Here is a 12773-nt window from a genome sequence, read left to right on the forward strand (position 1 = left end):
GACAGAGGAGTAGAAGACTAAGATTTTACTTCATTTAAACACAATAGGCAGGCTGTCTTTACATGCTCGGACATGTAGGGACAGCCTGCTTTGTTATCGTAAAGGAAAAAGCAGTTTTATTCCAAATTGGCGTGTTGACCATACATGGATTCGGAAGTCAGCTTGCGCAGCTTCATCGTTCTGAGTACCAACGCATCGCCATACAGCAGCAGGGTTTGTTCAAACAGTGAGCCCATGGGCTGAATGGTTTGGTAATTCTTGTTGGATGGGTCCTTGGGTGCGCCGGGCAGCTTAACGATGATATCGGCCAGTTTGCCGATGGTGGATTCGGGGGAGGTGGTAAGGAGCGCCAGTGAGGCCCCGAGTTTTTTCGCTTTGTCTGCCATGGAGGCTAGGCTTTTAGTTTCACCAGAGCCTGAACCGATAATCAGCAGATCACCCTCGCTTAAACCAGGGGTTACGGTTTCCCCAACGACGTAAGCTTGAATTCCCATATGCATCAGCCGCATGGCCAGCGAGCGAATCATGAACCCTGAGCGCCCCGCTCCTGCTACGAATACCTTATTCGCAGCAGCGATGGAGTGGATCAGCTGTTCCGATTCGGTATCGCTGATTAGCTGTGGAACGAATTGCAGCTCCTTGATTACCTCGGATAAATATTGAGAGGTCTCCATTGGGATTAACCTTGTTTAATGAGCTGCTGCATTTGCGAGGCTACAGCCTTTTTGTCGTCTTCGCCAGTGATACCGCCGCCTACGATAACCAGATCCGGTTGAGCTTTTACCACTTCAGCCAATGTACTCAGCTTGATGCCGCCAGCTACGGCTGTTTTGGAGTTTTTTACGACTTTTTTGACGGTTTGCAATGCTTCGAACGGACTTTGTCCTTCCGCTTGCAGATCGTAGCCTGTGTGCACACAGATGTAGTCAACGCCTAAAGCATCAATTTCTTTCGCACGTTGCTCCAGGTTTTTAACACCGATCATGTCCACCAGGATTTTTTTGCCGCCTTGTTTCTTAGCTTCTTCTACAGCACCTTTGATCGTTGCATCTTCAGCTACAGCCAAAATCGTCACAATATCGGCACCAGCCTCGGAAGCTTTCAGCACTTCATATCCCCCTGCGTCCATAACTTTCAGGTCAGCCAGCACTTTTAGATTGGGAAATGCTTCTTTCATTGCTTTTACAGCGTGAAGTCCTTCATTGATGACAATCGGCGTACCGATTTCTACGATATCAATATACGATTCCACTTCTTTTACCAATGCAATACCTTGTGGGATATCTACCAAGTCTAAAGCCAATTGAAGTTCCATGTTATTAACTTCACTCCTTAAGTGAATTGTATTTGGATGAACAGGTACATGCTTTGTTGAGTCGTACTCTATACTTTGCTTTCGTGCACAGGTTTGATTGTAAGGCCCCGGTATTCGGTTGAAAAGTACGCACTAATTCGTAACGTAGTTACCCTGACGATACTATAGATCATGAAAACCACTCATAAGAGAGCCCACCTTTTGTCTTCTTTAGCATTATTTCAATAATGAAAATCCTCTATTCGTGACTCGTAAATATACATATCCATGTCAGATTGCAAAAATATGAATGTACCGATGATTAAATTGACTTCAAGTTAGGCTTTGACTATATTTGTAATATACTGGCATGTAAAAATGGGGCTAATAGCATAACTACCCTGAAGAATAGCCACAAGGCTAGGGGTGACCGTAATTTTCAGGATAGGGAGGCGGGGTTTAGTGGAAGAGGTCCTGAATCAAAGGGGAGCTATTTATTTGTTGTCGGACAGCCACGCGCTTGATAAAGCTTGCGAGTTATTTAGAATCAGCTACACGCATAATGATTGGGATGAAGCGAACAAGGTTGCGGATTATTTGCATTCGTTGGCTGAAAGCCTGTATCACACCCAACTGAGAAATGCTGCGGACGGCAAGTATGAGACATTGGACACCAAACACCCGCTGGTGTTTTATTATGCTTACAGTTATCTAGCGAAATCGATTTATTATCAGAATATAGGCCAGTATGAGGAAGCCAGAGATTATATTATGAAGTATAGCGAAATGGGCTGGTTTATGGGGCTGGATCAAAGCGGTCACGAAGAAGTAGAGAGATTCCGTTTTCTCGCCAAGGCCAATTTATATATGATTGATTTACTTTTGGGGAAGAAGGAACTTTTACCGGAATATGTTCAGTTTCTTCACAACAATGACGAGGAGCTACTACCAGGATTGGTTGGTATTACTGAAGCAGCTAACTTGAACGATTGGGAGATTGATGAACTGCTGAACGAGTTTGCCGATGATATTGAGATATTTGAAGGTTATGAAGATAGAGCCAACCGCGTATATTATTTGAAACTGGTCAACCAATTAGCTATTTACTATTTGAAAAAGAAGCAGTATATCGTTGCATTGAATTATATCCTTGTTTCTCTGCAATTCTCTATTGGGGTAGAAGCCGATGCCGATTTTAGAACACTGGTTGCACTATTCGAAACTTACCGAGATTTGGCAACACCGTCCCAGCAAGAGCAATACCAAACCATTTTATTAAGGGGGCTTCATAATGAAAAAGGCATTAAGCTCGATAACTATGGTCTTAGCGTTTCTTAGTGTTGCTCTTCCGATAGGAAATACATTGGGAGATTTAGACTCCGTGCATCCTTCGAATCATGGTGTTTTTTCTTTTACTGCTTGATTTTAGACTTCGATCGTCTTACCCAGTAGGGATTGTGTAAATAAGGGGAGCGCACTTTTTCGCCATTTGCGGATCAGTGCGCTCCCCTTTCTCATGCAAAGTAACGATGTTATTTATTTTACAATATAGGAAGTCAGGTTATCGGCCAGATGTTGCATCGTTTCGCTCGCCTTTTGCATACGCTCCATGACTTCGGTGAAAGAGCCTACCAGAGTCGCCTGCTCTTGAGAAGAAGAAACAATTTGCTCTATTTCCTGCTCCATCTGACGAATGGAGTTCTGTACATCCTTAAGGGCTCCCTCGATATCGACCGTCGCTTTTTTGGACTCTACGGACAGCTTGCGTACTTCTTGAGCAACGATACCGAAGCCTGCTCCTGCTTCTCCGACACGTGCGGCTTCGATCGCAGCATTCAATCCAAGCAGGTTGGTTTGATCGGAAATTTCCTTGATAAATACAGCAACCTGATTAATTTTACCCGAGTTTTGTACGGCAATTTGGGTGTTCTTCAAAATGTGTTCACTGGTAGCCTGTAACTCCTCCGAATGCGCTGTTACATGTTGCACCATCTCAATGAGCTGCTCGGTAATGGAGAGGTTTTCGGATACGATTTGATCCAGTTGATTTTTGTTGGTCAAATTATAGGAGGCGGCAAACGCTGCGATGACGTCCCCTTTATCGTCAAAGACAGGAATACTGATCATATCAAGAGGATATCCCAGGACTTCAGCCGGAATGTGGGTCAAGCTGGCCTCATGTCCATTTTTAAGCATGGCAAAATTTTTGTAGTCCTCCAGCAGCTCCGAGCCTGTTTCAAAGCCGAGGTCCATACCCTCTGATTGGGTGTAAGCAAGAACGTGAGTGCGGTCGAAGAGAGCAAGGGTTACTTTCTCACGCATAACCTGTTGTATGTAGGGAATGGCTACAATTAATGCATCTATTGTATTCAAGTGGACTGCCTACCTTTCTTTACTAAATATATTTTTTATAGTCTTATATAATTGTCGGTCTGAAGACGGATAAAAGTTATAAAGGTATCGAAAATTTAAAGGGGATATGAGAGCTTCAATAAAAAAGGCATATCGTTTCCATTACGAAACGATATGCCTTCATATTTAATCTAAACGTGTCAGTGTGTGTAAAAGTGGTTCACTTGCCGCGTTGCTCGAACAATTGTGCGATTTCCACAATAACCTTGGTGGCAAGCACCATGTTGTCCACTGACACATACTCATACTTACCGTGATAGTTCTCCCCACCTGTGAAAATATTCGGTGTAGGCAGTCCCATGTAAGACAGCTGTGAACCGTCTGTGCCTCCACGAATCGGCTTGATAATGGGCTCAATATTCAGCTTTGTCATTGCTTCATGTGCGATATCGACGATATGTTTGACAGGCTCGATTTTCTCTTTCATGTTGTAATACTGATCTCTCAGCTCCAGCGTGATGCGGTTATCTCCATAGGCAGCCTGGAGCTCTTTTACGATATTTGTCAAATAAGCTTTCCGGTTTTCGAAGCTCTCGCGATCAAAATCGCGGATAATATAGTACAGTTTGGCTTGTTCTGCTGTGCCTGTAGACTCCAACAGATGATAGAAGCCATCATACCCGTCTGTATATTCCGGGGCTTCATTCGCAGGTAATCTACTGTGCAGTTCCATAGCGATTTTGGCAGCGTGGATCATTTTGTTTTTAGCCGTACCAGGATGTACATTCACACCATGAATGGTAATATGAGCAGCTGCGGCATTGAAGCTCTCATACTCCAGTTCTCCGAGCGGTCCGCCGTCTACTGTATAAGCATATTCAGCACCAAAAGCGGCTACATCAAAGCGTTCAGGTCCTCTTCCAATCTCTTCGTCCGGTGTAAAAGCAACGCGAATTTTGCCATGTTGAATTTCTGGATGATCAATCAGATAGTGGATTGCTGTCATGATTTCTGCGATGCCAGCTTTGTTGTCTGCACCGAGCAGGGTGGTACCATCTGTTGTGATTAGGGTATGGCCTTTATATTGAGTCAATTCGGGAAACTCACGTGGAGAAAGTACTACACCCAGCGAGGCATTCAGCGTGATATCGCCTCCATCGTAATTCTCCGTCAACTGTGGCTTCACTCCTGCGCCGGTTAGCTCAGTAGCCGTATCAAGGTGTGCCAGAAAACCAATGACGGGCACTTCTTTATCCGTATTGGAGGGAAGGGTTGCCATTACATAACCATGACCATCAATGGTTACGTCTGTCATACCGATGGATTTCAGTTCGTCTACCAGGAGGTTGCCCAATGTGAGCTGTCCGGGTGTGGTGGGGCAAGTGTGGCTGCTTTCGTCGGATTGGGTATCCACCTGAACATATGTAGTCAGGCGGTCAATCAGTTCCTGTTTCATGTGGTTATCCTCCTCGGGTCTTTTTCATTATGGTACGTATTTTATCATGATTAGGCTTATAATATGAAAAAAATGGTTTAACCTTTCAAAATGACAGGTTGTCCGCAGATTCTGCAAAGGATCTGAGAGGGCAACTCCTTTTAATATATAGAGAGTACGTTAATCTATAAGTCTTTTAAATTGTGTCTTATTACTGAGACACTTAACGTTACGTTGATAGATTGGGAGCATAGAATACATTATCAAACGCAAGGGAGGTGAAGACTATGGCGATTCTTTTACCTTCGCAATTCTACAATCTTGCTGCTGGTGTGGGTAAGTCCTTCTTTGAAAATCTGAGAGGCGGTAATAATGCTACGATTACTGTGAATAATACAGGTGCCAATCCGGTTGATCTTGTGGTTACCCGTGTCAATGCTCCTGTGATCACTTATGTAATCCCAGCGGGCAACAGCCTTACGTTAGAAGTTGCTTTGCTGCTGGTAGCTGCTCTTCAGGCGACTCCAGTTGGAGCAGTAACAGGTACTATCCAAATTGCTACCGCTGATTTTTAATCTGTAACGACTTGACCCTCTAACTCTAGCTTTGCCGAAAGGCAAGGTTAGAGTTTTTTTATTGTTTGAAATTTTCTGAAACTTTTTTCAGGTTGTGCCGATATATACATATGACATCGTAAATAACACATCGAAAAGGAGTACCCTGTATGAGCTTTAGCAATCCGGTTTTACGTGATGACATCTTTTTACGTGAAGATGAAAGAGAAGCTAGCGAACAACGTATGACCATCGGAGGAACGGTGAACAAAACGTTACTTCTGCTGGTCCTACTTATCGTTTCTAGCAGTATTACCTGGTATATGACCTACCAAGGAACCGTAGAGGTGCTATCGTTGCTGACGGCAGGCTTTATTGGGATGGCAGGCGTAGCACTTGCGATATCCTTTTTTCCAAAAGCGGCTCCATTGCTTTCTCCTGTATATGCGATTCTGAGTGGCTTTGCTTTGGGTGGCGTTTCCGCTTTTATGGAGTATGAGTACCCTGGAATTGTAGTTAATGCCATTTTGCTGACTGTGGGTATCTTGTTCTTGATGCTCTTTATGTATACACAACGAATCATCAAGGTGACACGTGGCTTTATCTCATTTGTTGTCCTATGTACGATGGCGATTTTTCTGGTGACGTTGGTTGATTTTATTTTGAATTTTTTCGGTATGAATGTTCCGTATATCCATGAAACGGGCTGGGTGGGTATTGGCATTAGTTTATTTATCGTCATCATTGCCGCTTTGAATCTGCTCGTAGATTTTAATTTCATTGAGGAACAAGCTGATCAAGGCGCACCCAAATATATGGAATGGTATGGTGCTTTTGCATTGCTGGTAACGTTAGTGTGGCTATATGTACGAATATTGGATCTGTTAGCCAAGCTTAGCAATAGGGACTAAGATCTGCGACTATTGCATATGGTTTAAGTAGGATGAGAAGAGAAGGGCGGCTGAATGTCGTCCTTTTTTGTATGAAAAAGGCGGTTTAAAAAATGCATTTTACGTTAAATACATAGAAGTTGGGTAAAACATAGAGGATAGATAGGTGAGGAGTGAGGTATATGTATCAAGTGGTGCTGGTGAGGCATGGAGAAAGCGTGTATAACCGACAAAACTTGTTCACAGGCTGGACGGATGTTGATCTGACTGAACAGGGAACTCATGAGGCCATCGAGGCAGGACGTATCCTCAAGGAGGCTGGGTATACGTTTGATTTGGCATTTGCTTCTGTGCTAAAACGTTCTATCCGCACGTTGTATCATATCTTGGATGAGCTGGATCATCTGTGGATACCTGTGCAGAAGTCATGGAAGCTGAATGAACGCCACTATGGTGCTCTTCAGGGGCTCAGCAAGCTGGATTCCGCCGTGCAATACGGCGAGGAGCAGGTTCATATTTGGCGACGTAGTTTGACGGTGCGACCACCCATGTTGGATGAGCAGGATGAACGGAGTCCACATCGGGAAGAGCGTTATCGCCATATTAAGCCGGAGGAGCTGCCGCTCGGGGAAAGCCTAGAAGACACTGTGCATCGGGTTGGTGAGTTTTGGAAGCAACGGATCGTGCCGTTGATTCTCAAAAAGGACCGGGTTATCATTTCCGCACACGGTAATACTTTACGAGCCTTGATCAAGTACATGGAGAATTTGGACGAAACTGCACTGCTGGATTTGAACATCCCGACAGGTATCCCACTGGTGTATGAGCTGGATGAGCATATCGATCCTATACGGCGCTTCTATCTTGGGGATCCGAGTCATGTTGAGGCAAAAAAACAGGCTGTGGCCAACCAAAGCAAGGTGACGGAGTGATTTTCCATATACAAAGAGGACAGGGCGCTTCCTTGCATCCTGTCCTCTTTGAGTTGATATACATCAAGCGTTCGCGGTATCCTCTGTTTCCAGGCTGTCTTCCTCGGTAGGAAGTGCCCATACAGATACACTGCCAGCACGAACGGGAAATACGCCGTAGCCATCCTGTTCGATCTTCACGGCATGATCGTGATGCCCAGTCAAATCGGTCCATTTTTCTCCTGCATGTTGTTTACCCACGAACATGCGCTTTTCCCCGTCATTTGCGTTGGTGATCACCACAGCACATCCAGAGCCGTGCAGCTCAGGAATGCCCTGACGAACCCATCCAATCGTATGGGGATCATCAAAATAATCTTTTTGCTCACCATAAGCTTTGTGGTACCGAGCATATAGGAGCGGGTCTAGCTCAGCTTGCTTGCCTTTCACAGGCGTTTGTCCCTGGATACCGTAGTAATCCCCGTAGAATACGCAGGGATAACCATCTTTGCGCAGTAGGATGAGTGCATAGGCACTGGGCTTAAACCAGTCCTCCACCCAGGATTCGAGCGCTTCATGCGGCTGGGAATCATGATTATCGACAAAAGTAACCGAGTTCAGGGGATGGGTATGAACCAGCGTATCCTCGAAAATGGTGCTTAAATCGAAATCCTTACCACCCAAGGAAGCGCTATGTAGTTTGTAGTGGAGGGATACGTCAAACAGGTCGATTTTATAATCGATGGTATCCAGAAACTTTTGACACGATTCCAGATCCGGTTTCCAAAACTCGCCTACCATATAAAAATCCTGCCCGCGCTTTTTAATCATTTCTGTAGCAAACTCTCGTACAAATTCATGATTAATATGCTTGATTGCATCCAGACGGAATCCGTTGCATTGTAGAGTATCCACCAGCCACTTGCCCCAGCGGATCATTTCCTTACGCACATCCTGATGATTATAGTCAATATTGGCGAACATTAAATAATCATAATTGCCGAATTCATCATCTACATTATCGCTCCAGTTTTTATTTTTACCTAAAATACGATAGATTCCTGTCCGGTCCTGACTTGCATCGTAATCCGTTCCGTTAAAATGTTCGAAGTTCCATTGAAATGTGGAATACTTCCCTTGCCGGCCGGGGAATGTAAATTTAGTCCAGCCTTCGATATCAAAGGGCTCGGAAATGACCTCATTACGATTATCCGGGTTGACCTCGACGACCTTGAATACTTCGGTTTCATCTGCACCTGCCTTATGGTTCATGACCAGATCGACATAGACGGCTACGCCGTGGCGAACGCAGGATGCGACAGCTTCCAGCAGATCTTCCCTGGTTCCGTATTTGGTGCGTACTGCACCTTTTTGGTCAAATTCGCCCAGATCGTAAAGGTCATAGACGCCGTAACCCGTATCCTCAGGAGATTGGCCTTTGGTGACAGGTGGAATCCATATCGCGTCAATTCCTTTGGCTTTTAGTTCCGGTGCCAGGCGGGCAAGCTTTTTCCAGTGAGAACCGTCAGCTGCGACATTCCACTCGAAAAATTGCATCATCGTATGGTTCCTTTTCATGTGCGTCCCTCCTTCATATATAACAAGTTACCCACCAAGTGAGGGGGGCTAAACGTCTGATGGTCAATATGATGTTGATGAAGAACATGGATCGCTATATAACGTATGCTAAATCATTAAAATTTGTTATACCTTGAGTGATGACAACGACTCGATGGCTAGAAAAGGAAACGTGAAAACGGTAAAATGAATCTAACTTAGCTATAGTTCGGATTTCGGGCAAACCATAAGCTCGAACAAGAAAGGGAAGGAGGGATGAACGTGACAGATCCGCAGCAGAATAAGGATGAAGCGAGAGAACCGCTGATGAAAAAATGTACGTATTGTCAGGAGATAAAACCATTATCAGACTTTCAGCGCAGAACCGGTCGCCGGGCGGGGCCTTATTCCCGACGTGGTCCTTGTCGTTCCTGTCGGGGGTTAGCCCCGCAAGAACGGGCGGTTACGTCCGCTCCTTCCCATGAGGAAACGAAGCCCTTGGCTGCTCCTGTGGAACGGCATAGCTCCGAAGCAGATACGACTGCGTACGGTCTGGAAGCGTCCGCGCAGCCTTCTAATGATTCCCAACGCCCCCGTAGGAAGCCCGTCACGGACAAAGCGCGTGAGCGCCATCGGCAACGGGTTCGTCATTTGCTTAGCAGGCTGAAGCCTGCGGATACCCGTGCGTTGCGGCTTAATCGCAATGGCATGATTCGACTAAGAGGCAAAACCGACCAAGGGAGACGCTGGCATCAGGAGATTGAGCTTGATTTGGCGATGACTCTGGTCAGAGAACGCATGGCAGTGATTGTAAATCCGTACACGGTCCGCAGACTTTATAGCAACAAGGAATTCCGCCAATATGTGCTTAAACGTGACCGTTATACGTGCTTTTTTTGCGGTGGCTATGGCGACACGATTGATCATTTACTTCCACGGGCTAAAGGTGGACACACCACGCCAGTAAATTGCGTATGCGCCTGCAACGAGTGCAATCAAGTTAAAGCAGCCCGTGATGTAGAGGAATTTATCGAGTCTGGCGTGCCACTGCCGATTCCGGATGATTTTGAACCTTCTGGTGCTTCCGATGCTTCTGAGGACACCTTACGCACCTAGGACGATTTGCTGGGGAATCGGCTACATTCCCTTAATACAGTTCTACTTCAAAGCCAGATTCCTTCCAGGCTGTTGTTCCGCCTTCAATAAAGGCCACATTGGTAAAGCCCATCTGTTGCAGTATATAAGCTGCCAATGCAGCTTGTCCGCCTGCCCCACAAGTGGTGATAATTGGGCGGTTGCGGTCACGTAAGCGTTCATCACGCAAATCTTGTGGAACGTCCAGGTCAGCGCGGATGGGTAGCATACCCAGTGAAATATTGGCGCTACCGCGAATTAGGCCGCAAGCACCTGCATCATGAGAATCCTGTACGTCGATAACGAATGTATCTGGATTGGATTCAATTCGCTGACGGGCCTCCTGTGAAGTAATGCCCTGAACGTGCTGCCTCGCTTCTTGAACCATATCTGCAAATGTTTTAGCCATCGTTTAACCCTCCGTAGGAATATGTTTTGTATTGGTTTTCATATTAATGAACAGAAACTCACTCTCTCTATTACCCATCTCTAGTATAAAATGCCCCTTTTTTTAAGGTAAACTTAGACAAAAATCGTGCTTATTCTAATTTTTATCTAAAATAACAATAAAAAATTTGCAGAAATTTGTGCAAATTTAAAATTTCTTCGACGATTGGGTTGTGAAAGGTGTAATATAGAGGTATAGGGTTCCGTTTCGGCCTGTTGTAGTCACGAGGGAGCGCTTCGTGAGATATTCCGCAGCAGTAACAACAACAGAATAACGTCCAAGCAATATACAATTGGCATCTGCGATCATCAGTCTTGCCCTTTAGGGTATAGGCCGGTTTAAGCTGTGCTTCTTGCATGTTTAAGGGCGAATTCATTGAACGTTTTATTGCTAGAGTTTATGATGCAGGTTACGAGAAAGGAATGGACTTCTATTTTCACAGTAAAGGAGGACGTTCACGCATGTCTGAAAACCAACAAGAGGTGGCCGTAACACAAGAAGCTACCAAAGAGTCTCGGGATGTATTGGACCAATTGATGAAACCGGAGGTTCAGCAATCGCTGACCGTACTGGTAGAGAATCTGCCAAAGTTGACTGAGATGGTTACTTTGATGACCGATGCTTATGATGTAGCCCGCAGTCTGGCAACTGACCCTGTCTTTATCGGAGATATGAAAAACTCCATGGGAGAGTTTGTGAAGCCTGTTACAGATTCGGCTAAAGGATTGGCTTCTGCTGCAATTGAAGCAAATGACCGTGTACAAACTACGGACGGCAGTGTAGGTCTGTTTGGCCTGCTCAAAATGCTTAAAGATCCTAATGTACAAAAAACGCTGCGTTTCAGCCAGGCTTTCCTGGATATTCTGAATGAGCGCCAACGCGAAAGCAAATAATTACCTGATCGAGAACGGAGGATGGACATGTCGAAGCAAATTTTGATCTTGGGCGGCGGATACGGCGGATTGCTGGCCGCTCTTACAGCACGCCAGCATATGGACGCTAGCCAAGCAACCATTACAGTGGTAAACCGCTTTGCGTCGCACCAAATTATTACGGAACTGCACCGTTTGGCGGCAGGTACGATTGCCGAAAAAGCTGTGGCGCTTCCTTTGGAAAAACTGCTGCGTAACAAAGATATTATCCTGAAAGTGGATACTGTTTCCGAAATCAAACCGGACGATAAGAAAGTAACTCTGGCTAGTGGTGCTACGTTGAGCTATGACGCTCTCGTTATTTCCCTGGGCAGTGAAACGGCATACTTCGGTATTCCGGGGCTGCAAGAGCATAGCTTCACACTGAAATCAGTGGCAGAAGCTAATCGCATCCGTGCACATGTGGAAGCTCGTCTGGATGCTTACAAGCAATCCGGTAACAAAGCGGACGCTACCATTGTTATCGGTGGCGGCGGTCTGACTGGCGTTGAGCTGGTGGGCGAATATGCTGACAAACTGCCTGCAGTTTGCCGTGAAAAAGGCATTAACTACGAAGATATCAACTTGTATTGCGTAGAAGCTGGACCATCTATTTTGGCAGGCTTCCCTCAACCACTGGTTGATCGTGCAGTAACAAGCCTTGAAAAACGTGGCGTTCAAATCGTAGCGGGTGTTCCGATTACAGAAATGAAAGCTGACGAAGTTCTCTTGAAAGACGGACGTTCGATCAAAACGAACACACTGATCTGGACAGGCGGCGTACAAGGTAATGCACTGGTTGGCGCATCCGGTATCGAAGTAAACCGCGGTCGCGCAACTGTGAATGGCGCACTGCAATCGACTTCCCACGAAGACATCTTCCTCGCTGGCGACAGCGCAGTAGTGTTCCCAGGTGAAGGCGAGCGTCCATACCCTCCAACTGCACAGTTGGCTTGGCAAATGGGTGAATTAGTTGGTTACAACATCTTCGCTTATTTCAACGGAGCGAAAATGGAACGCTTTACGCCAGTGTTCTCCGGTACACTGGGCAGCTTGGGAAGAACAGACGCGATCGGTACTGTAGGCGCGAATGGCACCCAACTGAAAGGCGCTGTAGCTACTTTGATGAAAGAAGGCAGTAACATCCGTTACCTGTCCCATATCAAAGGACTTTTTGCACTGGCCTACTAATATTTATATGGTTTATTAAAAGAGAGTGCTGTTCAGCGCTCTCTTTTTTTCATTCTTCGACACTAGCTATGCTTACGCATTTCACAAATAGTCTTA

At 45.6% G+C, this 12773-nt stretch carries 13 protein-coding genes; 7 read left to right on the forward strand and 6 right to left on the reverse strand.

Going from position 1 to position 12773, the window contains the following annotated elements; all coding sequences use genetic code 11:
• Window positions 1-116: 116 nt before the first annotated feature.
• Entirely contained in the window at window positions 117-674 is a 558-nt protein-coding gene (gene hxlB / locus C400_RS0104750; RefSeq protein WP_016822682.1) for a 6-phospho-3-hexuloisomerase, read from the reverse strand.
• 5 nt (window positions 675-679) lie between these two features.
• Entirely contained in the window at window positions 680-1315 is a 636-nt protein-coding gene (gene hxlA / locus C400_RS0104755) for a 3-hexulose-6-phosphate synthase (RefSeq protein WP_013312540.1), read from the reverse strand.
• Between the two features lie 441 nt (window positions 1316-1756).
• Here hxlA and C400_RS0104760 point away from each other — a divergent pair, with 441 nt between their 5' ends.
• Window positions 1757-2632 carry a hypothetical protein gene (locus tag C400_RS0104760; RefSeq protein ID WP_017426141.1) on the forward strand — a complete coding sequence of 292 codons (876 nt, stop codon included), beginning with the start codon at window positions 1757-1759 and terminating at the stop codon, window positions 2630-2632.
• 198 nt (window positions 2633-2830) lie between these two features.
• Here C400_RS0104760 and C400_RS28385 read toward each other — a convergent pair whose 3' ends face one another.
• Together C400_RS28385 and pepT are read right to left on the reverse strand one after the other, a co-directional pair.
• Window positions 2831-3667, reverse strand: coding sequence for a methyl-accepting chemotaxis protein (locus C400_RS28385; RefSeq protein WP_016822685.1), 837 nt, complete (start codon window positions 3665-3667; stop codon window positions 2831-2833).
• A 199-nt stretch (window positions 3668-3866) separates the two neighbouring features.
• Window positions 3867-5102: a peptidase T gene (gene pepT, locus C400_RS0104770; protein WP_016822686.1), complete on the reverse strand. Its 1236-nt coding sequence runs from the start codon at window positions 5100-5102 to the stop codon at window positions 3867-3869.
• Between the two features lie 266 nt (window positions 5103-5368).
• Between pepT and C400_RS0104775 the strand changes: the two genes are divergently transcribed.
• The 3 genes from C400_RS0104775 to gpmA all read left to right on the forward strand — a co-directional run bounded on the left by C400_RS0104775 (window position 5369) and on the right by gpmA (window position 7457).
• Window positions 5369-5656: a hypothetical protein gene (locus C400_RS0104775; protein ID WP_013312533.1), complete on the forward strand. Its 288-nt coding sequence runs from the start codon at window positions 5369-5371 to the stop codon at window positions 5654-5656.
• Window positions 5657-5805: 149 nt separating this feature from the next.
• Window positions 5806-6546 carry a Bax inhibitor-1/YccA family protein gene (locus C400_RS0104780; protein ID WP_017426142.1) on the forward strand — a complete coding sequence of 247 codons (741 nt, stop codon included), beginning with the start codon at window positions 5806-5808 and terminating at the stop codon, window positions 6544-6546.
• Between the two features lie 161 nt (window positions 6547-6707).
• Complete coding sequence (gpmA, locus tag C400_RS0104785; protein WP_016822688.1) at window positions 6708-7457, forward strand: 2,3-diphosphoglycerate-dependent phosphoglycerate mutase; 750 nt, start codon at window positions 6708-6710, stop codon at window positions 7455-7457.
• Window positions 7458-7520: 63 nt separating this feature from the next.
• Here the strand turns inward: gpmA and C400_RS0104790 are convergent, their stop codons facing one another.
• Complete coding sequence (locus C400_RS0104790; RefSeq protein ID WP_017426143.1) at window positions 7521-9014, reverse strand: alpha-amylase; 1494 nt, start codon at window positions 9012-9014, stop codon at window positions 7521-7523.
• A gap of 261 nt (window positions 9015-9275) precedes the next feature.
• Between C400_RS0104790 and C400_RS0104795 the strand changes: the two genes are divergently transcribed.
• The gene (locus C400_RS0104795; RefSeq protein ID WP_017426144.1) at window positions 9276-10109 is read left to right on the forward strand and encodes an HNH endonuclease; all 834 of its coding nucleotides are present in this window, start codon (window positions 9276-9278) and stop codon (window positions 10107-10109) included.
• A 31-nt stretch (window positions 10110-10140) separates the two neighbouring features.
• Here the strand turns inward: C400_RS0104795 and C400_RS0104800 are convergent, their stop codons facing one another.
• Window positions 10141-10536, reverse strand: a complete 396-nt coding sequence (locus tag C400_RS0104800; protein ID WP_017426145.1) for a rhodanese-like domain-containing protein — start codon at window positions 10534-10536, stop codon at window positions 10141-10143.
• Window positions 10537-11036: 500 nt separating this feature from the next.
• Here C400_RS0104800 and C400_RS0104805 point away from each other — a divergent pair, with 500 nt between their 5' ends.
• Both C400_RS0104805 and C400_RS0104810 read left to right on the forward strand, forming a co-directional pair.
• Window positions 11037-11468: a DUF1641 domain-containing protein gene (locus C400_RS0104805; RefSeq protein ID WP_017426146.1), complete on the forward strand. Its 432-nt coding sequence runs from the start codon at window positions 11037-11039 to the stop codon at window positions 11466-11468.
• Window positions 11469-11495: 27 nt separating this feature from the next.
• The gene (locus tag C400_RS0104810) at window positions 11496-12677 is read left to right on the forward strand and encodes an NAD(P)/FAD-dependent oxidoreductase (RefSeq protein ID WP_013373647.1); all 1182 of its coding nucleotides are present in this window, start codon (window positions 11496-11498) and stop codon (window positions 12675-12677) included.
• The last annotated feature ends 96 nt before the right edge of the window (window positions 12678-12773 follow it).

This window comes from Paenibacillus sp. ICGEB2008 (assembly GCF_000307675.1).
Taxonomy (GTDB): Bacteria; Bacillota; Bacilli; order Paenibacillales; family Paenibacillaceae; genus Paenibacillus; species Paenibacillus polymyxa.